This window comes from Amycolatopsis sp. NBC_01480 (assembly GCF_036227205.1).
Classification (GTDB): Bacteria; Actinomycetota; Actinomycetes; order Mycobacteriales; family Pseudonocardiaceae; genus Amycolatopsis.
In genome coordinates this window covers 4,761,329-4,787,690 of sequence record NZ_CP109442.1, presented here as the reverse complement: position 1 = coordinate 4,787,690, position 26,362 = coordinate 4,761,329, and the positions used below count along the sequence as shown (strand labels likewise).

The 26,362-nt window shown below is 70.2% G+C and carries 26 protein-coding genes; 7 read left to right on the top strand and 19 right to left on the bottom strand.

Annotated features, from left to right (window positions below):
• Positions 1-38: 38 nt before the first annotated feature.
• The 6 genes from OG371_RS23030 to OG371_RS23005 form a co-directional block, all read right to left on the bottom strand.
• Positions 39-482 carry a nitroreductase family deazaflavin-dependent oxidoreductase gene (locus tag OG371_RS23030; RefSeq protein ID WP_329072441.1) on the bottom strand — a complete coding sequence of 148 codons (444 nt, stop codon included), beginning with the start codon at positions 480-482 and terminating at the stop codon, positions 39-41.
• A 58-nt stretch (positions 483-540) separates the two neighbouring features.
• Positions 541-2,211, bottom strand: coding sequence for a DUF885 domain-containing protein (locus OG371_RS23025; protein ID WP_329072439.1), 1,671 nt, complete (start codon positions 2,209-2,211; stop codon positions 541-543).
• A gap of 31 nt (positions 2,212-2,242) precedes the next feature.
• Complete coding sequence (locus OG371_RS23020; protein WP_329072438.1) at positions 2,243-3,550, bottom strand: MFS transporter; 1,308 nt, start codon at positions 3,548-3,550, stop codon at positions 2,243-2,245.
• A gap of 112 nt (positions 3,551-3,662) precedes the next feature.
• A complete protein-coding gene (locus OG371_RS23015) occupies positions 3,663-4,883 on the bottom strand; it encodes a PucR family transcriptional regulator (RefSeq protein ID WP_329072436.1) in 1,221 nt (406 codons plus the stop codon).
• Positions 4,884-4,931: 48 nt separating this feature from the next.
• Positions 4,932-6,230: an NAD(P)/FAD-dependent oxidoreductase gene (locus OG371_RS23010; RefSeq protein WP_329072434.1), complete on the bottom strand. Its 1,299-nt coding sequence runs from the start codon at positions 6,228-6,230 to the stop codon at positions 4,932-4,934.
• A gap of 124 nt (positions 6,231-6,354) precedes the next feature.
• Positions 6,355-7,239, bottom strand: a complete 885-nt coding sequence (locus tag OG371_RS23005) for an alpha/beta fold hydrolase (protein ID WP_329072432.1) — start codon at positions 7,237-7,239, stop codon at positions 6,355-6,357.
• Between the two features lie 140 nt (positions 7,240-7,379).
• Between OG371_RS23005 and OG371_RS23000 the strand changes: the two genes are divergently transcribed.
• Positions 7,380-9,038: a gamma-glutamyltransferase gene (locus OG371_RS23000; RefSeq protein ID WP_329072430.1), complete on the top strand. Its 1,659-nt coding sequence runs from the start codon at positions 7,380-7,382 to the stop codon at positions 9,036-9,038.
• A 149-nt stretch (positions 9,039-9,187) separates the two neighbouring features.
• On the opposite strand, the gene OG371_RS22995 is transcribed toward OG371_RS23000, so the two are convergent.
• From OG371_RS22995 to OG371_RS22985, 3 genes are all read right to left on the bottom strand, one after another.
• Positions 9,188-11,056, bottom strand: a complete 1,869-nt coding sequence (locus OG371_RS22995; protein WP_329072428.1) for a S9 family peptidase — start codon at positions 11,054-11,056, stop codon at positions 9,188-9,190.
• 25 nt (positions 11,057-11,081) lie between these two features.
• Complete coding sequence (locus tag OG371_RS22990; RefSeq protein WP_329072426.1) at positions 11,082-11,468, bottom strand: hypothetical protein; 387 nt, start codon at positions 11,466-11,468, stop codon at positions 11,082-11,084.
• Positions 11,469-11,593: 125 nt separating this feature from the next.
• Positions 11,594-12,064 carry a MarR family winged helix-turn-helix transcriptional regulator gene (locus OG371_RS22985; protein WP_329072424.1) on the bottom strand — a complete coding sequence of 157 codons (471 nt, stop codon included), beginning with the start codon at positions 12,062-12,064 and terminating at the stop codon, positions 11,594-11,596.
• Between the two features lie 119 nt (positions 12,065-12,183).
• Between OG371_RS22985 and OG371_RS22980 the strand changes: the two genes are divergently transcribed.
• The gene (locus tag OG371_RS22980; RefSeq protein WP_329072422.1) at positions 12,184-12,996 is read left to right on the top strand and encodes a dioxygenase family protein; all 813 of its coding nucleotides are present in this window, start codon (positions 12,184-12,186) and stop codon (positions 12,994-12,996) included.
• A 217-nt stretch (positions 12,997-13,213) separates the two neighbouring features.
• Here the strand turns inward: OG371_RS22980 and OG371_RS22975 are convergent, their stop codons facing one another.
• Positions 13,214-14,389, bottom strand: coding sequence for a Gfo/Idh/MocA family protein (locus OG371_RS22975; protein ID WP_329072420.1), 1,176 nt, complete (start codon positions 14,387-14,389; stop codon positions 13,214-13,216).
• Positions 14,390-14,426: 37 nt separating this feature from the next.
• On the bottom strand, positions 14,427-15,308 hold the full coding sequence (locus OG371_RS22970; RefSeq protein WP_329072418.1) for an SDR family oxidoreductase: 882 nt from the start codon (positions 15,306-15,308) through the stop codon (positions 14,427-14,429).
• A gap of 90 nt (positions 15,309-15,398) precedes the next feature.
• Between OG371_RS22970 and OG371_RS22965 the strand changes: the two genes are divergently transcribed.
• Positions 15,399-15,977, top strand: coding sequence for a TetR/AcrR family transcriptional regulator (locus tag OG371_RS22965; RefSeq protein ID WP_329072417.1), 579 nt, complete (start codon positions 15,399-15,401; stop codon positions 15,975-15,977).
• A gap of 23 nt (positions 15,978-16,000) precedes the next feature.
• Here the strand turns inward: OG371_RS22965 and OG371_RS22960 are convergent, their stop codons facing one another.
• On the bottom strand, positions 16,001-17,008 hold the full coding sequence (locus OG371_RS22960; protein WP_329072415.1) for a hypothetical protein: 1,008 nt from the start codon (positions 17,006-17,008) through the stop codon (positions 16,001-16,003).
• 225 nt (positions 17,009-17,233) lie between these two features.
• Between OG371_RS22960 and OG371_RS22955 the strand changes: the two genes are divergently transcribed.
• Positions 17,234-18,967, top strand: coding sequence for a glycosyl hydrolase family 18 protein (locus OG371_RS22955; protein WP_329072413.1), 1,734 nt, complete (start codon positions 17,234-17,236; stop codon positions 18,965-18,967).
• Positions 18,968-19,026: 59 nt separating this feature from the next.
• On the opposite strand, the gene OG371_RS22950 is transcribed toward OG371_RS22955, so the two are convergent.
• Positions 19,027-19,503: a MarR family winged helix-turn-helix transcriptional regulator gene (locus tag OG371_RS22950; RefSeq protein ID WP_329072412.1), complete on the bottom strand. Its 477-nt coding sequence runs from the start codon at positions 19,501-19,503 to the stop codon at positions 19,027-19,029.
• A 159-nt stretch (positions 19,504-19,662) separates the two neighbouring features.
• On the opposite strand from OG371_RS22950, the gene OG371_RS22945 reads away from it, so the two are divergent.
• The 3 genes from OG371_RS22945 to OG371_RS22935 are packed head-to-tail and all read left to right on the top strand — an operon-like array spanning position 19,663 to position 21,703.
• Complete coding sequence (locus tag OG371_RS22945) at positions 19,663-20,028, top strand: VOC family protein (RefSeq protein ID WP_329072410.1); 366 nt, start codon at positions 19,663-19,665, stop codon at positions 20,026-20,028.
• Between the two features lie 52 nt (positions 20,029-20,080).
• A complete protein-coding gene (locus tag OG371_RS22940) occupies positions 20,081-21,091 on the top strand; it encodes a nuclear transport factor 2 family protein (RefSeq protein ID WP_329072409.1) in 1,011 nt (336 codons plus the stop codon).
• A gap of 21 nt (positions 21,092-21,112) precedes the next feature.
• On the top strand, positions 21,113-21,703 hold the full coding sequence (locus OG371_RS22935) for a malonic semialdehyde reductase (protein WP_329072408.1): 591 nt from the start codon (positions 21,113-21,115) through the stop codon (positions 21,701-21,703).
• A 58-nt stretch (positions 21,704-21,761) separates the two neighbouring features.
• Here OG371_RS22935 and OG371_RS22930 read toward each other — a convergent pair whose 3' ends face one another.
• The 6 genes from OG371_RS22930 to OG371_RS22905 are packed head-to-tail and all read right to left on the bottom strand — an operon-like array spanning position 21,762 to position 26,276.
• Positions 21,762-22,979, bottom strand: coding sequence for a cytochrome P450 (locus tag OG371_RS22930; protein ID WP_329072407.1), 1,218 nt, complete (start codon positions 22,977-22,979; stop codon positions 21,762-21,764).
• Between the two features lie 32 nt (positions 22,980-23,011).
• Positions 23,012-24,607, bottom strand: a complete 1,596-nt coding sequence (locus OG371_RS22925) for a hypothetical protein (protein ID WP_329072406.1) — start codon at positions 24,605-24,607, stop codon at positions 23,012-23,014.
• A gap of 14 nt (positions 24,608-24,621) precedes the next feature.
• Positions 24,622-25,329 (bottom strand): hypothetical protein, encoded by a 708-nt coding sequence (locus tag OG371_RS22920; RefSeq protein WP_329072404.1) that lies wholly within the window; start codon positions 25,327-25,329, stop codon positions 24,622-24,624.
• A 43-nt stretch (positions 25,330-25,372) separates the two neighbouring features.
• Entirely contained in the window at positions 25,373-25,687 is a 315-nt protein-coding gene (locus OG371_RS22915) for a hypothetical protein (RefSeq protein ID WP_329072402.1), read from the bottom strand.
• On the bottom strand, positions 25,684-25,986 hold the full coding sequence (locus tag OG371_RS22910; RefSeq protein ID WP_329072401.1) for a hypothetical protein: 303 nt from the start codon (positions 25,984-25,986) through the stop codon (positions 25,684-25,686). Before OG371_RS22910 ends, OG371_RS22915 begins: the two co-directional genes overlap by 4 nt.
• Entirely contained in the window at positions 25,983-26,276 is a 294-nt protein-coding gene (locus OG371_RS22905) for a YbaB/EbfC family nucleoid-associated protein (protein WP_329072399.1), read from the bottom strand. The genes OG371_RS22910 and OG371_RS22905 overlap by 4 nt, the downstream gene beginning before the upstream one ends.
• Between the last annotated feature and the right edge of the window lie 86 nt (positions 26,277-26,362).

Here is a 26,362-nt window from a genome sequence, read left to right as displayed (position 1 = left end):
GCGAGGCACCCGAACCGCCGCCGCCGTGCGCACGGCGGTCATGCGGGATCAACGCGGAACACCGCGATCCGCTGAGCCGCAGCGGCGACACCGTCCGGCGTCGGAGCCTCGGCCAGGCCCGTCGTCACGAAGCGGTTGCCGACGCTGGACGGGCTTCCAGCCACCAGCTCGCGCAGCAACGGGCCGCGCTCGGCGACCGGGACCTCGGTCAGGCGGGCCGTCGAGGCCTTGCGGCCGCGGGTCAGCGTGACGGTGTCCGCCGCGCGGGCGTTGGCCACCCAAGAGGCCTTCGGGAACGCCTGGAAGATGTACCGGCCGCCGCGCAGTTTGTTCACCGCGATGGGGAAGGTGAGCATCCGGCCGCTGCGGCGGCCCTTCACGGTCAGCAGCTGCATCGGGCCGAACGCGATGCCGACGCGCTGCAGCCCGACCACCACCTTGTTGATGGTGTTCGTCCGGTTCCGGTAGGTGTTCTCGTCCACGATCTTTCTCCCGTCGTCGAAGCCGGGCGGCCTCACACGGGTCGATGTTATATGACTTTCATAGTTTATGTAAGTCGTACGATGTGATCCAGCGCTCCACGTTGGCCTCGACCGCGGTCAACGGCAGCGCGCCGGCGCCGAGCACGAGTTCGTGGAAGTCGCGGACGTCGAAGGCGGCGCCCAGCGCGGCCTCGGCCCGCGAGCGCAGCTGCCACAGCTTGCCCCAGCCGAGCCGGTAGCCCAGGGCCTGGCCGGGCAGGTCGGTCGCGTACCGCAGGATCTCGGTGCGGATCTGCCGCGGCGACTCCATGGTCATGCCGGCCATGTACTCGGCGGCCCGCTCCACCGACCAGCCGTACAGGTTCAGCCCGGTGTCCACCACCAGCCGCTGGGCGACCATCCGCTGATGCTGATACGCCCCATACCGATCCCACGCGTCCGCGTACACCCCCATCTCGAACCCGAGCGACGCCGCGTATTCGCCCCAGCCCTCGGTGTAAGCCCCGAGGGCCATCGGCGCGAACTGGCCGCGGAGCGGGTGCAGGCTGGTGTCCTCGGACTGGCGGGCGAGGTGGAAATGGTGCCCCGGCACGAGTTCGTGCATGATCAGGGCCGCGGCGTTGATCTGCGAACGAGTGTCCAAACCGGACCCGTTGTACCGGTACCGGCCGCTCGGGCTCTGCCGGGACGGCGGCTCGTAATACCCGAACGACATCCCGGCTTCGAGGGCCGGATCGAGCCGTTCGACCTCGTACGGCGCCCGCGGCAGCACCCGGAACCACCGGTCGACAACCGGTTCCACGGCCCGCAGATGCCGTCGGTAGACAGCTTCGACGTCACCGGGTGCCGAGGCGTGGAAGCGCGGGTCCACTTCGAGGACCCGCCGGTATTCGGGCTCGCCGCCGTCGAATCCCGCTTCCACGCGCACCTGCGCCATCTGCTCGCCCAGGTGCGCCACCTGTTCGAGCCCGAGCTGGTGCACCTCCTCGGGGGTGATGGCGAACGTCGCATAACTGGCGACCAGCTGCCGGTACGCCGCCTCCCCGCCGGGATACTGGGCCAGGCCCACCCGGTCGGTCGTCTCCAACGGTCCGCTCAGGTATTCGAGCAGCGCGTCGAACGCGGGCAGGATCTCGTCGGCGAGGATCTTTTCGACGCCGTCGGCCAGCCGCCCCCGATCGGCCACGCCCAGCCGGTGCAGATCCTCCGGCTGGAGCCAGGACGCGGCGCTGTCGCGATGCCCGCGCGCCGTGGCGATGAACCCGTCGAGCGCCGCGCTCGGCACACCCCAGCCGCGTTTGCCTTGGGCGGCCAGCTTTTCCCGCGCAACACGGGCCCATGCGCCGACATCGGACGCCAGCGAGAGATAACGGTCGACGTCGGCCGGGGCGGAGGCCCGCAGCACCTGATTTCCGTGCCGCGCCAGCTCATACGCCTGGTAGGGCGCCACCGGGAACCGCCACCACCAGCTGTCCTCGGCCGCGCTCCAGTCCGCGCTCAGATGTTCCAGCAGCGCGAAGGTGTTCCGGTCGTCCGCAGTCAGCCCGGCCGGGTCGACTGCGTCCAGCCGCGCCCGGATCGACCGGCCCACGGCCGCCTCCCGTTGTGCCTCCTCGAGCGACCCGTGCGGCAGCCGTTCGACCGGAAGGTCGCTGCGAAGCGTGTAGTACGGCTGGGTCGCCACCACATGGGCCCAGGCCTCGTCCGCGGCATGCGTCAACGCAGTCATCGATTTTCCTCCTGAAGGGGTGGACACAGGGTCAGCGGAGCAGGTTCGCGCCGTTCGTCTCGGGAATCCGCAGCAGCAGCGGCAAGGCGAGCACGGCCACCACAGCGGCGTAGACCGCCGGGGCGAGCAGGCTGCCGGTCCCGTCGACCAGCACCTGGCTGATCAGCGGGGCCGTGCCGCCGAAGATCGCGTACGCGAAGTTGTACGGCAGGGCCATTCCGCTGAACCGGACGTTGGTCGGATACAGCTCCAGCACCGAGATCGCGCCCGCGCTCAGCAGGCTCACCGCGAGCAGGAGCACCAGCAGGGCCAGCACCACCGCGACGAGGTTCCCGGTGCCGATCAGCAGGTAGGCCGGGACCACCAGCACGATGGCCGCGATCGCGCCGAGGCGCAGCTGGATCCGGCGCCCGTGCCGGTCGGCCAGCACCGCCAGCACCAGGCCGGCCGGGATGGTCAGGATGTTCGCCGCCGTCACCAGCCACAGCACCGTGGACGCGGAGAAGCCGCCCGCTTCGGCGAGGTAGGTCGGCATGTAGCCGAGGAAGCTGTGGGTGAACAGGCCGAGCACGGCGAAGTAGGCGAACAGGATCAGCAGCTTCCGCCAGTGCCCGCGCAGTAGTTCGCGGAACGGGCGGGCCGGCGGACCGTCCGCCTGGTGTGCCTGCATGGCCTTGAACACCGGGGTTTCGTCCACCCGCAGCCGCAACACCAGGCCGGTCAACGCGATCACGCCGCCGATCAGGAACGGTCCGCGCCAGCCGCCGTTCGCGAAACCGTCGCCGGTGATCGATTGGAAGAGCAGCACCACGCCGGTCGCGCCGATGGCGCCCAGCCAGGTCGACGAGCCGACCAGCGCCAGGTACCAGGCCCGCCGGTCGTCCGGCGCGTGCTCGATGCTGAACGCCATCGCGCCGGTGTACTCGCCGCCGGCAGAAAACCCTTGCAGCAGACGGCAAAGCAGCAGCAGGACCGGCGCGGCCACGCCGATCTGGGACCAGCCGGGCAGCAGCCCGATCGCGGCGGTGGCCGCCCCCATCAGCACGATCGAGACGCCCAGCGAGGTGCGGCGGCCCCGCCGGTCCCCGATCCGGCCGAACACCAAAGCACCCAGCGGCCGGGCGACAAACGCGACGCCGTACACCGCGAACGCGCCGATCAATCCGCTGATCTTGTTGCCGGCAGGGAAAAACGCCGCGGCGATCGCGGCGGCGGTGTAGCCGTACAGGGTGAAGTCGAACCATTCGACGAAGTTCCCGACCGAAGAAGCGAGCAGCACGGTCCGTCGTGACGTGCTAGCCGCGACAGTGGCCGTCGGTGGTGGTGCGGACTGGTTCATGACACCTCCGCGACATCGTGGATCGTTCGATTCTGGGCATCCGGCCCGCGGGGATCCACTGGTAGATGTCGCGCTGACGCGGCCACGGCCGCGACATGTGTCACTCCGGGATTCAGCCGCCGAAGTGGTCGCGGTACGCGGTGGTGATGGTGCGGAGTTTGAGGCCCAGGTGCAGCATCAGCCGGTCGTCGCCGTTGTCGAAGCTGCAGCCGGTGATCTGCTCGACGCGCTTGAGCCGCTGGTACAGCGTGGCGCGGTGGATGCGCAGGGAGTCCGCGGTGCGCTGGATGTTGCCGCCGTGGTCGAAGAACTCGGTCAGGGTGTCGAGCAGGACGTGGTGGTTGTCCTCCTGCTCCAGCGCCACCAGCGCGGGCACCGGGGAGGTGTCGAGCAGGTCGTCCAGCGGGAGTTTCAGCAGCAGTTCGTACGGGCCCAGCTCACCCCAGCGGGCGAGCTCGCCGATGCTGGGCAGCAGCAGCGCGGCGTGGGCGGCCAGCCCGGCCTGCTGGTAGGAGGTGACGACGGCGTCCAGCCTGGTGACGGTGCCGCCGAGGCCGAACACGAGCCGCGCGCTGTCGTCGGTGAGGCCGCGGAACCGGGCGGTGATCCGCTCGGCCACGCTCTCGACCAGCGCCCTCGACGGCGGCTGGTGCTGGACCAGCAGGAGCCAGGCGCGCGAGCGGTTCGCCACCATCAGCGCGACGTCGTCGGCGACGGCGCCCACCCCGTCCTCGATCGCGGCCTCGAAGGCGACCTGCTGCGGCGCCGACGTCGTGTGGGTGATCCGGCAGTGCGCGGCGAGCACGGTGAACTGCGTGAAATCGTCGCCGAAGAGCTGCTCGGCCCGCAGATCCTCGATCGCCTGCGTGCGCACGGCGGTGTCGGGTGAGACCAGCTCGCGCAGGATGCCTTCCTGCCGGGCCTTCGAGCGTTCGTGGAGCAACAGCCGGCGGTACAGCATGGTGCCCGCCGTGGCCGCCGCTTCCGCCGCGGCGGTCAGCTCGGCCTCGGTGAAGGTGCCGTCCTTGTCGATCAGCCACAGGTAGCCCAGCAGCATGCCGTTGCAGCGGATCGGCGCGCACAGCCGCGGCCGCGCCCCCTCGACGTCGACCACGCCCGGCGCGGTCCAGCGGGCGATGCCCAGCGCGAAGATCCGGTCGGTGACCGCGGACTCGACCGCCCGGTTGATCACCGAGCTCACCCGCAGCGCGTCCTCGTCGCCGAAGTGCCGGCTGGCCGCGAGCAGCCGGATCGACGGGTCGTCGATCGCCACCGAACGGCGCAGGCGCTCCGCGAGCTCATCCACAATGGACTGGAGATCGCCCTCGGCCATGGCATCCCTTTCCGCTCGGCTGCTGCCTGCGGTCCACAGTAGAGGATTTCAGCCCATCACCGTGCCGGAGCTGCCGCTGTTGCGGTCGCGCTTGCGGGAGAAGGCACCGAGGTCGACGGCCAGGCCGGTGTGGACCCCCTTGTACTGCACGGGTTCCGCGTCGTGGTCGGCTCCGGCCTCGACCTGGTCGATCAGGGCCGTCATCAGCCGCCCGACCACGGGGGCGTTCTTGAACTGGTTGCCGCTGGTGCCGATCGCGACGTAGAACCCGGGCAGCCCGGTGCGGTCGTAGATCGGGGTCCAGTCGTCGGCGACGTCGTAGACCCCCACCACGCCCCGGGCCCGGTTCGGCACGCGCAGCCCGGGCAGCCGCCGCGCCGCCCGCGTCACCTGCGCTTCGAACACCGCCATGGTCGGGTTGGGGTTCGCGTCGTCGGGGTCGTCGAGCCACTGGAGCGGGTCGCATTCCGGCTCGGTGCCGCCGATCAGCAGCCCGCCGCCGACCTCGCCGCGGAAGTACGTGCCCAGGTCGACGTCGGCGACCGAGGGCCCGACGCCGCCGGCCGGGTGATAGCCCTCCGGCGCGAGGACGTGCGCGACCTCCTGCCGCAGCGGCCGCACCCCGACGGTGAAGTCGGCGCCGACCCCGGCCAGCGCGTTCAGCTTGCCGGACCACGGGCCCGCGGCGTTGACCACCACCGGCGCGGAGATCCTCGAACCGTCGGCGAGCACGACGGTGCTGACCCGGCCACCGGTGGATTCGATCGCCGTCACCGTGCTGCGGAACCGGAATTCGGCGCCTTCCGCGGCCGCGGCGGCGGCCAGGTTCTGCGCCGCCAGCTGCGGATCGGTGACGTAACCGGCATCGGGGGTGTAGACCCCGCCGAGTGTGCCGGGCGCGTCGGCCCAGAACCGGTCGTCGTCGATCCGGCGGGGCGGCCAGTACCGGCCCGGGTCCAGGCCCGGCACCCGCTCGGCGAGCGTCGCGCTGTCCCATTCCTCGTACGGCACGCCGACCTGCTCGAACAGCGGCAGCCAGCCGGTGCGCGGGGCCGCGTCCACGTCGAGCATGACCAGGCCGCTGCGTTCGAACCGCGCCAGGTCGCCGACGTCGTGGCCGAGGTGCTCGCGCCAGGCCGACCAGCAGAAGTGTGCCTCCCACGCGGCCGTCACCCCGGCGAGGGTGGAGAAGTTGTACCGCACCACGGCACTCGACGCGCTCGTCGAGCCCAGCCCGGCCCCGCCCGCGCGGTCCAGCACCACCACCCGGCGCCCGGCCCGGGCCAGCTCCAGCGCGATCGACGAGCCGATCACCCCCGCGCCCACCACCACGGCATCCGCGCTCATGGCCACCGTCCTCCCTGCGATCCCCGTGCACTCACGGACGACCCCAGTGTCGTTCGCCGGGGCCGCGGGAACAGCCTGCAACCGTCAAGTCCGCGATCGGCGTGACGCGACATCTGTAGCCGGGTCAGCGCCCGAGGACGTCGTGGATCGCCTGCAGGACGGCGTCCGGCCGGACCCAGGCGAGACCGGAGTGCCCGGCGTCCTCGATCCGGCGGTTTTCGCCCTGTGCCAACGCGGTGACGACGTCTTCGTACATCCGGTTCTTGCGCTCGTTCCGCTCGGCCATCCCCGGCGGCGTCAGCTCCTCGGCAAACGCGTCGGCGCCCATCGCGGTCAGGATGATCGTCGGCACGTCGGGATCCGGCCCGGCGTCGCGGACTTCGGTGAACAGGGCCCAGAGGTTCGACGCTTCCAGCAGCCCGCGGCGGAAGCCGCCCGGGCTCAGGTTCCGGTCCAGCAGCGCGTCGCGGAGCCAAGCCGGCCAATCGGCGAACGCGCGCCCGAAGACCTTCCGGTACAGCTCCCGCGTCGCGTCGATCCGGTCCGCCGGGAACAGGTCGGCGGGGTTCAGCTCCTCGAGCCGCCGGGCCTCTTCCTCGGGCAGGTAGGCGGGCAGGTTCTCGTGCGTGGGGTCGAGCAGCACCAACCCGGCCACCGCGCCGGGAAACCGCTTGGCGTAGTGGCGCGCGTACAGCCCGCCCAGCGAATGCCCGACCATGACCACAGGGCCGGGCACGTCGGCGGCGCGCAGCAGTTCCCGCAGGTCATCGGTGACCTGGGTGCCGGTGCGCGGGAGCGGCACCGGGTCGCTCCAGCCGGTGCCGAGGCGGTCGTACACCACGCTCGTGGTGAACTCGGCGACCTGCTGGTGCAGGTTCCAGTAGTGCAGGCCGTACATCCCGCCGCCGGCCAGGAACACCACCGCCGGGCCGCCCGTGCCGGCGCGGTGCAGCAGCAGCTGCCCGTCCGGCACCGGATAACGCTCCCCCTCCGGGGCGTCGTCCACCACGGTCACTCCTCTCGTCGGGAGCCTCAGTCTTGACGATCGTCGCTGCGGCCACAGCCAATTCGCGACACTCGGCCACAGACCGCGACCATGGCCAGGCGAATGCTGGAGACCGTCCGTCATTCGTCGTACCGAGGAGGAACATGACCGGCACCATTGCAGCCCGGCCGGGCCGGGTCGGGCCGAAGGAAACCGTGACCGGCAAGCGGGCCGTGGCGTCCAGCCAGCACCGGATCGTCACCGAGACCATGCTGGACACGATGCGCGCGGGTGGGAACGCGGTCGACGCGGCCATCGCCGGCTCGCTGGTGCAGGCGGTCGTCCAGCAGGACATGACCAACCACACCGGCACCGTCACCGCGCTGGTGCACGACGCGAAAACCGGCGAAGTGACCGAGCTGAACAGCATGGGCCGGATCGTGCCCGGGCTCGCGCCGTTCGCGCCGGTCCCAGCCGGGAAGGGGCTGTACGCGGCCGTGCCCGGCAGCCCGCGCGCAGTCACACCCGGGTTCATGCCCGGGATGAAGGCCCTCTACGAGCGGTACGCCACGCTGCCGTGGGAGCGGCTGTGCGAACCCGCGGTCCACTGGGCCGAGGAAGGGCACGAGGTCACCTCGTTCGAGCACCTGGTGCTGGCGCAGACCGTGGACTTCTTCCTCTACACCGAATCCGGGCGCAAGCACTTCACCCCGGGCGGGCACCTGCCGCAGGCCGGCGACCGCTGGGCGCAGCCGGAACTGGCCGAAACCCTGCGGAACCTCGCCGCGGACGGCCCTGACTATTTCCTCACCGGCAAGTGGGCGCAGGACTTCGTCACGCGCGGCAACGAACTCGGCTGGCCGGTGAAGCTGGAGCACCTCACCGCGATTCCGCCGCGGTGGACCGCCGGGCACCGCTGGGAGCACAAGGGCACGACGATCGTGCAGCAGTCCGCGCCGGAACGCCAGGGCATCTACTGCCAGATCGTGCTGGGCATCCTCGACGAACTCGGCATCACCTCGATCGGCCACTGGTCGGAGAACGCCGAGGCGCTGTACTACCTCGCGCACGCCCTGCGCCGCGCGGCGCACGAAACCGGGCTGCTCAACGATCCCGACCTCTTCGGCGACACCACCGGCCCGCTCACCTCGCCCGCGTTGATCAAGGGCTTCGCGGACATCCTGCGCAACGCCAAGGCCCGCGTCGACCTCACCGAGCACGTCAAGCTGACCCGCGGCGTCCCCGCGATGGCCGCGACGGGAGCGTCGAAGCAGCCGGCCGGCAGCTGCGAATTGGCAATCGTCGACGAGCAGGGCAACTGGGTGCAGATGATGAACACCCTGCAGAGCGGCGGCATCCCCGGCGAGGTCGTCGGCGGCGTGCCGATGGTCGGCAGCCACTGGATGAACAGCCTCGCCTCGCCGATCGAGGGCTGGGTAACCGGCGGCGGGCGGATGCGCTCCATCCTGTCCAACACGATGGTCCTGCGAGACGGCAAACCGTGGCTTTCGCTGGGCTCACCGGGCAATGTGCACTGCACCGTGCCGCAGGTGCTGTCGAACATCCTCGACTTCGGCATGGACCCGTACGCCGCCGACGACGCCCCGCGCTGCCTGCCGTACGAGGACGACCACACGATCTCCGTCGAATCCCGGGTCGCCGCCGGGGTGCCCGCCGGGCTGGCCAAGCTGGGCGTGCTCACCAACCCGCTGCCCGAGTACGACTACCACATGGGCACCTACCAAATGGCCTGGCGCGCCAAGGACGGCAGCCTGAGCACCTGCACCGGGCCACGCCGGGAGGGTGTCGCCGACGGGTTCTGAACCGAACCGGACGGCCGGTCGCGGGGGACTGTCGCGGCCGGCCGGGCTTCAGCCGGCCAGCAGATACCGGTCGAACCATTGGAGGACCCGCGTGAGGAAGTCGATCTGCGCGGGATACGCGCGCACGCCGTGGCCTTCCTCCGGGTAGATCACCAGCACCGAGGGCACACGCCGTGGGCGAGCAGGGCCTGGTGGAACTCCCGGGCCTGGCCCGGCGGCGTGCAGCGGTCGAGCGCGCCGGCCACGTTCAGGCAAGGGGTGCGGACCTTGCTCGCGTGGAGCACCGGGCTGCGCGTGTGCGCCCGGCTGCCTGCGGTTTCCGGGTCGGCGTCGAGGAAACGGTTGCCCCAGGCCGAAATGTTGCTGGTGAAGCCCTGGCTGTACCAGTCGGTGACCGGCGACATCGGCACCGCGGCGGCGAACCGGGAGTCCTGGGTGACCAGCCAGGACGACATGAACCCGCCGTAACTGCCGCCGATCAGCCCGACCCGCGCGCCGTCCACCACGCCGCGCTCGACCAGCGCGTCGATGCCGGACAGGTAGTCGTGGGTGTCGGCGCCGCCCATGTCGCCGACGACGTGGCCGGCGAACTCCTGGCCCCGGCCGCTGCTGCCGCGGGGATTGGGGCTCAGCACCGCGTAGCCCTGCACGACCAGCAGCGGCACCCAGGGGTAGCGCATCGACCAGGAGTTCTGGAACGACCAGATCGGCCCGCCGTGGATGTTGACCACCAGCGGGAACGGCCCGTCGCCGGTCGGGCGGCACAGGATCCCGTCGATCTCCAGCCCGTCCGGCGCGGTCCAGGTGACCGTCTCGGCCCGGCCACCGACCGAGTTCAGGTAACCGGTGCCCGGATGCGCCACCGACGCGAGCACCTCGCGACCGCTCTCGCCCTCGAGCACCAGCTGCGGCGGCAGCTCGTAGGAATCCTGCACGGTCAGCACCCGGCCGTCCGAAGTGAACGCGCCGTGGGCGTAGAAACTGCCGCCGCTGCAAGACAATTCGGTGGTGAACACCTCGCGCGCCTTGCCGTCCGCGACGATCCCGGCGACCGAGTCGAGCCGCCGCTGCCCGAGGTAGCCGAGCCGATCCGCGTCCAGCCATTCGACCTGGGTGACGTCGGTGCCGCCGGTGTCGATTCGCTGCACCTCGCCGGTGGCCGGGTCGATCAGCAGCAGGTCGCCGGCCACCAGCCAGCGGTCGCTGCACACGGCTTCGACCACCGCCACCTGGGCGCCGTCCGGCGAGCCCGCCGGCAGGCCGAGCTGGACCGTGCTGCTCAGCAGCTCACGCACCCCGCCGTCGGCGCGGATCAGCCGCAGGCGCGCGGTGTACCAGGCGTCCTCCCCCGGCTCCTCGGACGAGATCACGACGACCTGGTCCGGCCCGCACCAGCCGGCTTCCCAGCAGTTCAAGCCCTCCGGCGAAAGGCGCTTCAGCGTGTCGGTGGCCGGTGTGTAAACCCAGAGGCTGCGCCAGGCCCCGGCGTCGGTCCCGTCTTCGACCACCGGGAACCACGACGGCTTCTCCGTCTTCCGCTTGCTGTTCGTGCCCGAGCCCTGGCCGCCGGACAGCTCCGCGCCGAGCCCGGCAACGCCGAGCAGGATCGCGGTGCCGTCCGGGGACCAGTGCGCGTACTCGACGGTGCCGGGCACCTCGGGTGCGGGCCGCGCCTCGCCGAGCCCGCCGTCCGGGAGCAGGTGCAGCTGGGAAACGCCGGGCTCGCGGCGGTCGGCGAGGAACGCGAGCCGGCTGCCGTCCGGGGAAAACCGGGCCCCTCGCGCCGACCCGCGCCCGGCGGACACCGCGCGGAGTTCACCGTTCACCGCGGTGTACACGGCCGTTCTGGGCAGTCCGGTCAGGTCGTCGAGCACCGCGCCGGTCACCACCACGCGCTCGCCGTCACGGGTCACGTGCGGCTCCCGCAAGGCGTGCGGCCGGCCGAACGCCGGCTCGTGCCACGCGCGCAGGTGGGCCGTGACTTTCCGGTACGCCGCCGTGGTTTCCAGGTCTTCCACGATGTCCTCTTTCTGCCGGGGCCGCTCAGACGGGGAAGGTGGCCGGGATGGTGGCCACCTTCCGGGCGACGGCGAACTGTTCGCCCACCGCCGCCATGAAGGATTCGAAGTCGCCCTCGGGAGTCAGGCTGTTGTCGCTCTCGCTGTCGCCGTTACGGCTGTTGGCCATGGACGTCAACGCACTGCGCCAGTCACCGCGGAGCCAAAGATCCGCTTGCGGAGCGGGGGTGAGCGTGAACGCCGTGCCTTCGGGGCTGAGCCGCAGCTGCCAGTACACGGTCGCGCCGTCCACTGGGCCGTCGGTCAGCTCGTACGCGAGCACGTACTCGCGCGACAGCTCCTTCGCCGCGGCGGCCACCTCTTCGGAAGCAGCCAGCAACTCGTTCATCGCGCCGACGTGCTCCTGCGACATGAACTCCACCGTAACCTCCGGTTTCGCCTGGGGACACCGGAATTCTCGCTCGGTGGAACGGCCCGGCGCAGCCGACGATTGCCGACTGCGCGATCGCGGCGGGGCGACAACTGTCGTCGGGCCGTTCAGTCCGCGGCGTCGATCGCGCGGATCACCCGGTGCCCGATGGTCGCGAGCTGCTGCACCTGGGTCTTGCCGAGCGGGTCGAAGATCAGCCGCCGCACCTCCCGGACGTGGCCCGGCGCCGTGGCCACGACCTTGTCGAGGCCTTCTTCGGTGAGGGTCGCGAGGGTGTAGCGGCCGTCGGCGGGGTCGGGCGCGCGCCGTACCCAATTCCGTTTCTCCAACCGGGCGACGGCCTGCGAAAGGCGCGGGAGGGAGCCGTGGGCGAGCATCGCCAGCTCACTCATCCGCAGCGTCCGCCCGGGCGCCTCCGACAGGGACGCGAGCACGGTGTACTCGAAGTGGCCGAGGCCGGCGTCGCGTCGCAGCTGGGTGTCGAGGGCCACGTCCAGCTTCATCACCAGGCTGCTCAGCGCCAGCCAGGCGCCCTGTTCCTCGGCGGTGAGCCACTGCGGCTCCTCGGTGCTCGTCATCACCGGACAGTACCACGATTGACTTCAGCGATTAACCGATGACTTGCACCATTAAGTCATCTCGGAGTAGGTTGAGTTAAATAGTTAAGTCGTCCGCTGCCCGGGAAAAGGAATCCTTCATGCACAACGACCGTCTGACCGTGGTCTTCAACGATCTGCAGCAAGCCGTCGCCGACGTGGTCACCAAACACGCGGTGACCCCCGCCGAGTTCGACGCGGCCGTCGGCTGGATCGAGGAATCCGTGCAGGCCAAGGAGTTCTCGCTCGCGGCCCTGCTGCTGTTCGGCTTCCCGGTGCAGACCGCCGCCTTCGGGCAGGCGTACGCGAACCCCGAGAAGGACGGCGCCACGGCTTGGATCATGCCCGGCCCGGCCTACGCCCCCGGCGCGCCGCTGCTGCCCAATCCCGCCGTCCTGCCGATGCGCGCCGACGAGCCCGGTGAGCCGCTGGTCGTCTCGGGCACCGTCCGGTCGACCTACGGCGAGCCCGTGGCGGGGGCGCTGCTGGACGTCTGGCAGGCCACCGCCGAGGGCAGTTACTCCGATCTGACGCCGGAAATGGTGGCCCCGCTGGAACTTCCCGACTGGGACCTGCCCGAGCACCTGCTCCGCGGCAAGATCCGCACCGACGAGCAGGGCCGGTACGAGTACCGCACGATCGTGCCCGGCCTGGAACGGGTGGCCGCGCCCGGCAGCCGGCTCTCCGACCTGCTGGCCACCCTCGACCGAGCCGACGAGCGCCCGTTGCACATCCACGCGATCGTCAGCGGCGACGGCTTCCACACCCTCACCCACCAGGTCCACTTCGCGGGAGACCCGCGGATCACCCGTGTCACCGAGGGCTCGGTCCCGGCGGATTCGGTGCACCAGCTTGAACAGGACGGTGAACTCCGCACCCTGACCTGCGACTACGTGCTGCGTCCGGTCCGGTAGCGCTCCCCTCCCCCGCCGCCTAGCGCTCCCCCCCCTCCCCCGCCGCGTCGCGCTCCCCCGCCCCCGCTCCCCCGCCCCCGCTCCCCCGCTGATCGATGCAGCGGATGACGCTTCCGCCTCGCTCAGCGCGGGGAAAGCGTCATCCGCTGCGCCCGACCGCGGCCCGGGGCAGCAGCAAGGAGGGCGGGGAGAGCCAGGTAGCGGGAGAGTCAGGTAGTCAGAGCTCGAAGTACCGGACCAGCGCCGGGTCCGGTGGCGGCACCTCGACCGCGCCGCCGCCCGAGCGCAGTGACGTGGTCGCGGCGACGCCCGCGGCGACCGCTTCCCGGGCGGCAACCGGTGACGTCTCGATCGACCCGCCCTCGGCGACGAACCGCAGGAATTCCGTGACCAGCGCCGCGTCCGCGCCGCCGTGGAGGCCGCCGGGTTTGGGTGGGACCGCGATGTTCAGGTCGCCTTCGGCGCGGTAGCCCGATCTCGCGCGGTTCCACACCCGGATCACCGCGTCGTCGCCGGAGATGCCGTCGCCGAAGTTCTCCATCCGCCCCTCGTCGCCGATCACGGTGTAGTTGCGCCAATAATCGGGCGTGTAGTGGCACTGCTGGTAGCTGGCGAGCACCCCGTTGTCCATTTCGGACAGCATCAGGCTGAGGTCTTCCACGTCGATCACCGGATTGAGGTCCCGCAGCTCCGACGGCGGCCAGACGCTCGTGTCGAACCAGTCCTTCATCCGCAACCCGGCCGTGCCGCCAGTCCGATGCGGGTTCGAGCCGTAGACGGTGAGCCCGCCCAGCGCCGTGACCCGGCGGGAGAAACCGCCGGCCAGCCAATGCATCACGTCGAGGTCGTGCGCGCCCTTCTGCAGCAGCAGGCCGGTGGTGTTGGCCCGTTCCGCGTGCCAGTCCTTGAAGTAGTAGTCGCCGCCGTGCCCGACGAAATGCCGGCACCACACCGATGTGACCGCGCCGATCACGCCCTCGTCGATCAGCGCGCGCATCCGGCGCAGCACCGGCAGATGCCGCAGGTTGTGGCCGACGAAAAGCCGTGTGCCGGTTTTCGCCGCGGCCGCCAGTATCGCGTCGCAGTCCTCGATCCGGATCGCGAGCGGCTTCTCCACGAACACCGCGACGCCGGCTTCCAGGAACGTCAGCACGGGCTCGGTGTGCACGTAGTCGGGCGTCAGCACGAACACCGCGTCGAGCCGGTCCTCGAGCATCGCCTCGTGCCGGTCATGAATCGCGACGTGCTCGCCGAAGCGGTCCCTGGCCTCGGCGCGGCCCCGTGGATCCGGGTCCGCGCACGACACCACTCTGGCCGTTCCCGGCCGGTTCGCCAACGTCGCCACGCCCGCGCGCTGCCCCACGCCGACGACTCCGATCCGCAGTTCGGTCATGGGCCCGATTCTGCTTGATCCGGCGGGGTTCCCCGCGTCAGGGCTGGATGTTTTCCAGGTCCTCCAGCAGGTCGGGGTGCTTGGGCGCCCAGCCGAGCGCCTGCCGGGTGTGGGCGCTGGACGCGGGCTGGTCGGCCGAGAAGATCGGGCCGAGCGGGCCGTAGGTCTCCGCCGGCACCGGCTTGACCGGCAGGTCCAGGCGCCGGCCGATGACCTCCGCGACGTCCAGCACCGGGACGCCCTCCTCGGCCACCGCGTGCCAGGCGGTGCCGGCCTCCGCCTTTTCCAAGGCCAGCCGGAAGAGGACGGCCGCGTCACGCGCGTGGACGGCCGGCCAGCGCTGGGCGCCGTCTCCCGGGTAGCCGGAAACCCCGCTCTGGCGGGCGATGTTGGTGAGCATTCCGGCGAATCCGCCCGAGCCCTCGTTGTGCACCGTGCGCGGCAGGCGGACGGCCGAGGCCCGGACCCCGCGCGAGGCCAGGCCGAGCGCCGCCGTGACCGTGCGGCCGCGTCCGCCGACCGGCCCGTCGGTCGAAGCCGGGTCGGCCTCGGTGGCAACGCGGCCCGCTACCCAGGGCGTGCCCGAGACGACGACAAAGGGACGGTCGCTGCCGACGAGTTCTTCGCCGAGGGTCGTGATGGCGGCGGTCTCCTCGGCGACCATCTCGGCCACGGCCTCGGGGCTGCTGAAGTCGTTGCCGAAGGCCAGATGGATCACGCCGTCGGCCTCGGCCGCGCCGGTGCGAAGGACGTCCAGATCGCCGAGCGCACCCCGAAGCGACTCCGCGCCGGCCGCCTCGACGGCCTGCGCCGAGGCGTCGGAACGAGCGAGGGCGACAACCGTGTGGCCGTTGGCGAGCAGCTCGGCGACGACGGGAGACCCGACCAGACCGGTGCCACCAGTGACGAAAACACGCATGGAAACTCTCCCGTGAGGTGATGGGACTCTTGTCCCGTCACACGCTACCAGAGTTATGGGACAAGAGTCCCGTCACGTAGAGTGGACTTCATGAGCCGGTGGGAACCAGGGGCGCGCGAACGCCTTGTCGTCGCGGCCGTCGACCTGTTCACCGAGCAGGGCTACGACGCCACGACGGTCGCGCAGATCGCCGAGCGCGCCGGCGTCACCAAAAGCACCTTCTTCCGGCACTTCCCCGACAAGCGTGAGCTGCTGGTGGCCGGGCAGGAGACGTTGAGCCAGCTGCTGAGCGAGGGCATCGCCGAGGCGCCCGCGGACGCCAGCCCGCTGGCGATGGTCGCCGCCGGCCTCGAACGCGCCTCGACCGCGATGGGCCCGATGAGCCGCGAGATCGCCCCGCGCCTGAAGGCGGCCGTCGCGGCCAGCGCCGAGCTCCAGGAGCGTGACGCCCTCAAGTCCGTCAGCCTCGCCGCCGCCATGACCGCCGCCCTGGTCGCCCGCGCCGTACCCGACCCGACCGCGGCCCTCGCGAGCGAACTGGGCGTGCTCGCGTTCAAACGCGGGTACGCCGATTGGTCCGAAGGCGAGCGTGACGCAGAGGACCAACTGGCCGGGCACATCCTGGCCGCTCTGGACGAGCTGCGGGCCGCAAGCGCGACGCTGGGCTGACGGTCGTTTCCTGCCGCGGTCGGCTAGGCGCCGATCCGGCTGAGCTCCGCCGCCGGATACGGGATCTGCCTGCTTTCCAGCTGGAACTTGCGGTAGAAGTCCGTCATCACCACCGCGAGCGGCGCGTGCTCGGTGAGGATCGCCGCGATCCGCGGCGGGATCCCCTTCGGACGCTCGCCCTGGGCGCAGGCGCGCAGGAACGCGCTGCGCTCCTCGCCCCGGTACCCGTACAGGGCGGTGACCAGCCAGATCACCAGATGCGTGACGGAGTAGCAACGGTCATAGCTCTGGTGCCCGGCGAAGAAGGCGGCTTCTTCCTCGGACAGGTCGAACTCCGACGAGACCGCGAGGCCGTAGTCCGCGAAGAACAGGCGTTCGCCGTCGGTCAGGAGGTTCTGGAAGTGGACGTCGAGGTGCAGGAGGCCGCGGGCGTTCATGAACGAGGTCCCGGCCCGCAGCTGCTCCACGACCATCGCGCAGGCCCGCTCGGCCGCCTCGTCGCCGGCGTTGACCTGGACGTCCAGCCAGTCGTGCAGGTTCTGCGGGATGTACTCCAGGAACAACGCGATGCTCGCCGAGGCATCCCGCACCGCCTCGATCCGCCCGCGCACCGCCGATCCGCCGCCCCAGTAGGCGACGGCCTTCTCCGCGTCGGCCAACTCCTCGGGAAGCGACTGCCCGGGGTGAGGCAGGACCCGCCAGTGGTACGTCAGCGGGAAGCCCTCGTAGTCCCCTGCCAGCACCCAGTTCGTCGTCATGGTGTGCACGGCCAGCTCGCGCCAGGCGCCGAAGCCCGCGCCCCCGATGACGCCGACCCCGAAATGGCAGAAGTCCGGCAGCCCGAAGAGGTTCGCCGTGGACCGGACGTTCTCCGGCTGCCGTTCCAGGTCGGTCAGCGGCACCCGCTTGACGAAGACCGGGGTCCCGCCGACGTCCAGCAGCGCCGTTGTCCCGCCGATCCCAGACCCCACCGGCTCGGCCGCCTCCACGAGGTCGCGCAGCTCGAGATCGCTGCACCGTGCCAACGCCATGGAGACGGCACCGTGAGCCGCAAGCCGTGCATCGCGGGACAGGTCAACGAATGTCCGATTTGTGAGCACACATCCCCCTTCAGCCGCACCATACGGGAAGAAGCCGGACCGCCGCGAATGCCCGCAGTGGTTTAGACCAACCGGCGTCACCGCCTTGACAAGCGGGTGGTCCAGTCCAATTGTGAGTGCATCCGACCGATCCCCACCGTTGCCGCTGGAGCGATCATGCGTCTAAGACCCGCCCTGACCTTCCTCACCCTCACCGCGATGGCCGTCGCGACCGCCGGGCTCGGTGCCGGTACCGCGCAGGCCGCGACCGCGCTTCCCGCGCACGTCTTCGCACCGTATTTCGAGGCCTACAACGGCGATGACCCCGCCGCGCTCGCGCAGCAGTCGGGCGCGAAGTACCTGACCATGGCGTTTGTCCAGGCCGCCACGAAGGGCTCCTGCACCGTCTACTGGGACGGCGACACGAGCACCCCGATCGCCCAGTCCACCTACGGCAGCTCGTTCGCGACGATCCGGGCCAACGGCGGCGACGTCATCCCGTCCTTCGGCGGGTACGCCGCGGACAACGGCGGCACCGAGATCGCCGACAGCTGCACGGACGTCAACCAGATCGCGGCCGCCTACGAGCACATGATCACCACCTACGACGTCAGCCGGCTCGACTTCGACATCGAGGACAACTCGCTCACCAACTCGGCCGGAATCGACCGCCGCAACAAGGCCATGAAGCAGGTCGAGGACTGGGCCGCGGCCAACGGCCGGAGCGTCCAGTTCTCCTACACCCTGCCGACCACCACGAGCGGGCTCGCCGACAACGGCATGGCCGTGCTGCGCAACGCGGTCAGCAACGGCGCCCGGGTCGACGTCGTCAACATGATGACCTTCGACTACTACGACGGCGCGAACCACGAGATGGCCAACGACACCGAGTCCTCGGCGAACGGCCTGATCAGCGAGCTGGCCGGGCTCTACCCGGGCAAGACCCAGGCCCAGCTGTGGGCGATGGTCGGCATCACCGAGATGGTCGGCGTCGACGACTACGGCCCCGGGGAGACCTTCACCACCGCGGACGCCACCACCGTCTACAACTGGGCGGTTTCGAAGGGCATCAACACCCTTTCGTTCTGGGCGCTGCAACGCGACAACGGCAGCTGCCCGGGCGGCGCCGCGGCCGACAACTGCTCGGGGATTTCGCAGAGCACCTGGCAGTTCAGCCACACCTTCGCGCCGTTCACCAGCGGCGGAAGCACGCCGGCCAACGACTTCTCGGTCTCGTTGAGCCCGGCCTCGGGCACGGTCAACGCCGGCGCCTCGCTCACCTCCAGCGTGCACACGGCCGTCACGGCCGGCTCCGCGCAGAGCGTGAACCTGTCGGTCTCCGGCGCTCCGGCCGGCGTGACCGCGTCGGTGAGCCCGGCCTCCGTGACCGCGGGCAGCAACGCGACGCTCACCGTTTCGGCCGCCGCGTCCGCGGTCTCCGGCAGCTACCCGCTGACCGTCACGGGCACCGGCGCTTCGGGCAGCCACAGCACGACGTACACGGTGACCGTGAACGGCACGGCGCCTTCCACCGGCATCACCAACGGCGACTTCGAAACGGGCGCACTCACCCCGTGGACCGGCGATTCCGGTGATGCGGTGGTGTCGAGCCCGGCGCACGGCGGCTCACACGCGCTCAAGGTGAACGCGACGAGCAGCCAGACCGGCCAGGCCTCGCAGACCGTGACGCTTTCGCCGAACCACGCCTACACCCTCAAAGCGTGGGTGCAGGGCAACTTCGCGTACCTCGGCGTCAGCGGTGGCGCCAGTGCGACCACGTGGACGTCTTCGAGCGGATGGACGCAGCTGTCACTGCCGTTCACGACCGGGGCTTCGGGCACGGTGAGCGTGTCGGTGCACGGCTGGTACGCGCAGGGAACCGTTTACGCGGACGACTTTTCGCTCTCCTGACCTCCTCCACCGGCTCGTGAGTGTTGATGACGGTTAGAACCGTCATCAACACTCACGAGTCAATCGAGGGTGTCCGGGTCGATCGCGCGCATGATGCGCCCGCCGATCTCCCGCAGCTGCCGGGACTGGGTCCTGGTCAGCGGGTCGAAGACCAGGCGGCGGACCTCCTCGACATGACCGGGCGCCGCCTCGGCCACCTTGGCCCGGCCCTCGTCGGTGAGGGTCGCCAGCGTGGCGCGGCCGTCGTCCGGATCGGGCGTGCGGTGCACCCAGCCGCGCTGCTCGAGCCGGGCGACCACCTGCGACAGCCGCGGCAGCGAGCCCTCGGTCTGCGCTGCCAGCACGCGCATCCGCAGGGTGCCGTCCGGAGCCTGGGACAGCATGGCCAGCGCCTGGTACTCGAAGTGGCTGATCCCGGCGTCGCGGCGCAGCTGCGCGTCGAGCGCCGCCGGCAGCCTGATCAGCGTGCTGGCCAGGGCGATCCAAGACTGCTCTTCCTCGGCGTCGAGCCAGCGCGGCTCCGGTGGGGCGTCCATGGGTCCACGATAGCTTAAGAGCTGAACCAAATCAGCGAGCCAAGTTACTTGCACCTTGAAGTGATTCTGAGCTACGGTCAGTTCAAGCGTTAATCAAACCAGTCCCTCGGCACGTTCCTGCCGGGCTTCGACATCACCGCTCTGCAAAAGGAAACAAGCATGCCTACGTCTGTCATCGGCCTCAGCATCGACGCCGCCGACGCCGCCGCCCTCGCGACCTTCTGGTCCGCGGTCCTGCACCGCCCGCTCAACCCGGGCGCGACCGCCGAGAGCGCCGCGATCGACGCCGCCGACCCGGCCGAAGGCCCGAAGCTCGCCTTCTGGCAGGTCCCGGAGCCGAAGTCGGCCAAGAACCGGCTGCACCTCGACCTGTGGACCGACGAGTTCGAGGCCGAAAGCAAGCGGCTGACCGGCCTCGGCGCCAAGGCCGTCAGCGACAACGTGAAGCCGACCGTCCGCTGGACCACCTTCGCCGACCCCGAGGGCAACGAGTTCGACCTGATCGCGTCCCGGCCCGCGGAATGACCGGCCGGGCCACCACCGTCCATTCAGAACTCACCACGAAGGGGAGACGACCATGAACCAGCAGGGTTTGACCAGGCGGACGATGCTCCGCAACAGCGCCGTGGCCGGGGCGGCCGCAGCGGCCGCGTTCAGTGCCACCGGGCTGTTCACGGCCGGCACCGCGCGCGCGGCCACCACCACCGGCGGGACGCTCCCGTACCCGGCCGGCGTCACGGACACCTCGCACTGCACGCCCGAGGTCGCCGCGATCTTCCGTGACGTCTTCAGCGCCAAGAGCCGGCACGACGCCGCCGGGTTCCTTTCGCACTTCTCCACGACGAACACCGTCTACATCGACGCCAGCCTGGGCGTCGCCATGACCAGCTGGCAGGACCTGAGCACCTTCTTCACGCCGTTCTTCGCGACCCTGCCCGCGGCCGCGCTCTCGTACCCGCTGCGCATCGTCGGCGACACGTGCAGCGCCGCGATCGAGTTCATGGACACGCCCGAGTTCTTCCAGCAGGAGATCCGCGCGCTGTCCACCGTCACCTTCGACCGGAACCGCAAGATCGTCCGCTGGGTCGACTTCTGGGACGGCCGCAGCTCCCTCAAGCCGAACACCATCGGCAGCACCTATCCCAGCGATTTCGGCGACGCCAAGCAGAACGTGAGCCCCGCCGTCGTCAAGGCCGCTCAAGCGCTCCAGGCCGCGTTCGCCGCGGGCAACGCCGCCGCGGCCGTCTCGCTGATGTCCGACGACGTCGTGCACGAGGACATGGCCACGCACACCCGTCTCCGCGGCAAGCCCCAGGCACAGCGCTACTACGCGCGGGCGCTCGGCAAGCTGCCGTACGGCCCGGGCGCCGCGGTCGTCCACGTCGCCGGCGGCGGCCAGGGCGGCGGTTACGAGTGGTCGGCGGGCTCCGTCGCCGCTCCGTTGCGCCGCGGCCACACCTGCATCGAACTCGACCAAAACGGCAAGATCAGCCGCCTTTCGGCCATCTACGACGCGAGCCTCTTCAGCGAGGCCGCCTACCAGTCGCTCGTCGGCCTCGCCGCCGAGGCTCCCCTGACCACCGCCTGACCGAGAACAGGAACTCCAGTCATGACCGAACAGCTCGACAAAACCGCGCAAGACCTCTTGTTCCGCGACGCCCGCACCGCGAACGCCTTCACCGACGAGCCGGTGAGCGACGAGCAGGTCGCCGCGATCTACGACCTGATCAAGTACGCCCCGACCGCGTTCAACTCCCAGCCGTTGCGCATCCTGCTGGTGCGCTCCCCCGAGGCCCGCGAGCGCCTGGTCGCGCACCTGTGGGACGGCAACAGGGAGAAGACCACCAACGCGCCGCTGGTCGCGGTGCTGGCCTACGACCCCGAGTTCCACGAGCACCTGCCGGCCCAGCTGCCGCACTTCCCCGGCGCGCAGGATCTGTTCAAGGGCAAGGAAAGCCGCCTCGTCGAAGCGACCATCAGCGCCAGCCTGCAGATCGGTTACTTCATCCTCGGCGTGCGCGCCGTGGGCCTGGCCGCCGGGCCGATGACCGGACTGCACGCCGAAGGGATCGACCAGGAGTTCTTTGCCGACAGTGGGTACAAGACGCTGGTCGTGGTCAACATCGGCAAGCCCGGGGAGGACGCCTGGTTCCCGCGCGGGCCGCGGCTGGAGCAGGACCTCGTCGTCACCACGGTCTGAGCAAGGGCTCGTGAGTGTTCATGACGGTTCTAACCGTCATGAACACTCACGAGCTTTTTCAGAACCGCACGGCCAAACTGTCCAGGTGATGCCCCAGCGGCATGACCGGGCTCCAGTCCGGGGTCTCGTAGTCGGCCCGGATGTCGGGGTAGCGCTCCAGCACCGTGAGAAGGCATTCGCCGGTCTCCACGCGGGCCAGCGCCGCGCCGAGGCAGTACGTGGCGCCCATGCTGAAACCCATGTGGTGATTGGGTTTGCGGGTGATGTCGAACCGGTCCGGGTCGGCGAACACCTCGGGGTCGCGGTTGCTCGCGTTCAGCCCGAGGTAGAAGCGCTCGCCGGCCGGGAAGGCATGCCCGGCGATCTCCACCGGCTCGCCGCTGACGCGGGAGATCATGCCGGCCGGTCCGTCGCAGCGCATCATCTCCTCGACGGCCGAGGGCATCAGCTCGGGGCGGGATTTCAGCAGCGCCAGCTGATCCGGGTTCTCGAACAGCAGCACCAGGCCGTTGGCGATCAGGTTCGCCGTGGTCTCGTGCCCGGCGAACAACAGCAGGAGGCAGTTCGCGACGATCTCGTCCTCGTTCACCTTGCCGTCCCGCTCGGCCTCGACGAACATCGTCAGCAGGTCGTCGCGGGGGTCCTTCCGCCGGTCGGCCACCAGAACCCGCAGGTAGTCCTGCATCTCCAGCACACTGCGCTGGCTCACCCGGAGCTTGTCGACGTCCGCGATCAGGAAGATCGACAGGATGTCCCGCGACCACGCCTGAAGCCGTTCACGATCGGAGATGGGCATGCCGAGCATTTCGGCGATGATGTTGGCGGGCAACGGATAGGCCAGGTCCTCGACCACGTCCATCTTCCCGGCGTCCGCCGCGGCGTCGAGCAGCTCGTTGGTGAACTCGCGCACGCGCGGGCGCAGGCCGTTCACCATCGCCGGGGTGAAGTACCGCTTCAGCAGGTGCTGAAACCGGACGTGGTCCTCCTCGTTGGTGTGCCCCATCCACAGCTCGACCGACTTGCGCATCGGCATCAGCTCGGCCTGCTCGGCCGCGCTCAGCTGGTCGAGGCCCTGCGTCAGGTTGCCGGAGATGAGCCGCTGATCCCGCAGCGCCGCCACGACGTCCGCGTGCCGGGTGACCAGGTACGCGCCGAGTTCCGGCACCCAGCAGACCGGGCTCTCCGCGCGGACCCGGTGCAGCAGCGGCATCGGATCACGCTGCGCCTCCGGGCTGAACAGATCGTAGGACGGGAGCGTCACGGCTGGCGTCGTCATATCCCCGAGTCTGCCAGAAAAACGAGGCCGGGTTACGGGGCCGGACTCGGCACCAGTTCGAGTTCACCGTCTGCGGACATCTGCCAAGTCATCTTGACCGGCTCTGCCTTCTTTTCTTCTCCCTGCTGCCTTTTTTCCTGCTGTGGCAGGGCCTCCACGCGCGGCGGGAGGACCACCGGACGCGGTTCGACCGGTGCCGGGCGACGAGGCGGCACGACCTCGTCCACTTCGTCCTCGGAGTCCGGCGACGCGTCGATCACCGCGGGCACAACCGGTTCGTCGGGATCGAACAGGCCGCCTTCCCCGCGGAGCCAGGCCGGGGTCGTGTGGTCCTTGTCCTCCGCGCGCTTCCCGCCGCCGGCCATCTGGCCGCCCATCATCCCGCCGCCGGACGCACCACTCGCGGACGTCTTGGCCGCGCTGGTGCCGCCCGCCGAACGGCCGCCGTTGCCGGTGATTCCGGGCAGGCCGACGACCGGGCCACCACGGGCCGTGCTGCTGCCGGAAGTCAGATGGTCGGCGGCCACCGCCGGCACCATCCCGCTCGGCTTCGGGACGGCCACCGGCGCCGAGGAGACGAAAGTGCCGGCCGGACTGTCCGTCACCGGGAAACTGGCCGGGGAACTGGACGTGCCACTGCCCAGCCCGGTCCCCGACGACGTCCGGGCCGCCAGTCCGTTGGTCGAACCGGCGGACTTGCTCGGTGTTGCCTGACCCGCCGAGGTTTGGTCAGCGGGGGTCTGGTCAGCCGAGGTCGGATTGACCGAGGTGCTCGCTGTGGTGTCGGCCGAGGTGCTCGCTGTGGTGTTGGCCGAGCCAGTTCCGGAAGACCCACCGGTGTCCTGGCCGGAACTCTGCTGCTTCCCGTTCGGGGTAGGCCCATCAGCCCGGGAGCGCAGTGCCTGCTCGATTGCCTCGATCGCCGACACCACCTTGTCGATGAGCCCCTTGAGGTTCTGCCCGCTGGCCAGCAGCGCCCGCATCCGCGCGAGGATCCGCTGCGCGTACGACTCGGCGATCCGCACGCACTGCGGGATCGCCTCCGCCATGCTGGCCCCGTGGGTCGCTCCGACCTGTGCGCGGGCCGTGGTCAGGATCGGCAGCATCTCCGCGACCGCGTCGGTGATGTCCTGGCGGACCCCGCGGGCCGTTCGCGCCACCGCTCCGCCCGCACCGGAGATCGCGCTGCCCACCGCGGCGGCTGCCTGGCCGATCGCGGCGATCGCGTCCGCATGGTTCGTGCCGGCCGTCCGGTACGCCTCGGCGGCGTCACCGGACCAGTCGCGGGTCTCTCCGCCGACGGCCGTCCGGTACGTCCCGGCCAGCGTCGCCAGCTCGTCCCCGGTGCCGCTTGCGGCCTGCGCCGCCGAGGACACCGAACCCGAGTCGCCGGCCAGCTGCTTCAACGGATCCTCGAGGAACGACACCAGCGGCCGGACGGCGCCGAAGCCTGCGTCGGAGAGCGCGGACAGCGGGCTGTCCGCGGCGTCGAGCCCGCGCGAATCACCGCTCCAGGCCCCGAGATCGCCCATCGCCCAGGTTTGGCCCCGCGCCGCGGTGCCGACCGACGTCAGCTCGGCGAGCAGTCCCCCGGCCGCACCGTTCGAGGCCGTTTCCGCGGCGGTCATCCCACGTCCTCCCGTCAGCCCTTGCCGGGTATCGGGCTCGTCGGAGTCCAGAACTCCGAGGAGCCCATCTTCGAACCGGGCGCGGCGATGGCCGAGAACAGATCGGCCTGGCCGATGAAGCTCATGGCGCTCTGCTTGTACTGCCCGTACTGGGCGATCGATTGGCTGATCAGCGTCTCGACCCCGGTGACGAAGCTGTTGAGCGCGTTCCACAGCTCGTCGACCACCGCGACGTCCAGCACTTCACCCACGACGGGAATCCAGCTGAGACCTGCTCCGGCGGCGGCCTTCACCAATGCGTTCGCGCAGTCCTTCATGTCGTTGATCGCGTTCGCGTAGGTCGTGTAGACCTGCCCGGCGCACGTCGCGAGCGCGACTCCCATCTGGGTCATCACGCCCTGGTCTTTTCCCAGCACGGTCAGCACATTGCCGTTGAACGTGTCGAACTGGGTCTTCGCGTCTCCGGTCCAGTCACTGGCCAGATTGTTCGTGGCCTCCTGGATGGTGTAGATCTCGCTGCCCAGCGTCGTGTAGGCCGACCAGGTCTTTCCCAGTGCCCACACCTTGTCGGCGTCGCCGAACAACTGGTTCTTGATCAGGTTCAGCGTGTCGATCGCATTCTGATCACCGATCAGCGGCAGGCCGGCCCAGTCGCGGATCGTCTTGTCGTTGTCCTCCGGATAAGCCGGTTTGCCCGGCGGTGCACCGACAGGAGATGTCATCGGAGAATTTCCTCGCAGTCGAACGGGGGGCGGGTCAGGGCGTTCAATGGGCCATCTTGTTCAGGCCGTCGGTCGAGGCGTCTTCGATGCTCTGGTAATGCTCGGCCGCGGCATCCAGTCCCTTGCTGGCCGCGGCCAGATTCGTCACGCTGGTCCGCACCTTGTCGATGATGGTCTGCACCGCGGTGTTGTAGTCGCTGATCACGTTGGCCTGCCTGCCGATGACGCCCAGGTCGCCGTCGCCGAGCTTCCAGCCCTCCAGGTCCTTGAGCAGCCGGCCCCACTGGTCCGAGGTGTCCTGGTAGGCCTTCGCGACCTTCCCCAGCGCCTGCACATCGACCGAAAATCCGCTGGTCATCGAGTACTCCCGTGTCCGGCGGCCGCGGCCAGCCGGCTCGCTCTGGCTCGCTGTTCGGCTTCCTGGATCGCCCGGGTGACCTCGGCGGCCAGCTTTCCGGCGCCGACCATCCACGGGGCCTTCGGGCTCAGGTCCACCGACACGAGCGCCCCGGCCCCGGTCACCGTCACGGTGCCGAGCGCGCCGCCGATCGGCACCGTCAGCCGCGCCTGGATCGCTTCCCTGACCGTGGCCTTCGTGCGGCGCAGGTCCGCCTCGATCTCCTGGACATAGGCGTACAGCTGGTCATTGGCCTTCACCGCTCGCCTCCCGCGGTCTCGGTCAGCTCGGCCATCCGCGCCGCTGCTTCGGTGCTCGCCTTGGCACGAGCGGCGGCCAGCGCCGTGACGATGCCCGGCCCGATCCGCTCGGGGTGCGCCCCGCGCAGCGCCGCGTCCTCGATGCGCACCTCGATCAGCCGGCCTTTGCCGTCCACCACGGCGGACACACCGCTGTCGGCCGGCCGCTCGGTGAACCGGGCGGTGCCCAGTCCGGTTTCCAGCTCGGACAGCCGGTGCCGCAATTCGGCCCGCTCCGGGGTCAGCGCCATCTTGTCGGCCTCCTGTTCTCGGCTGCTTTCTACTTCAGGCCCATGAAATCCCGATGAAACAGCAGGCTTGACGAACGACGAAGCCC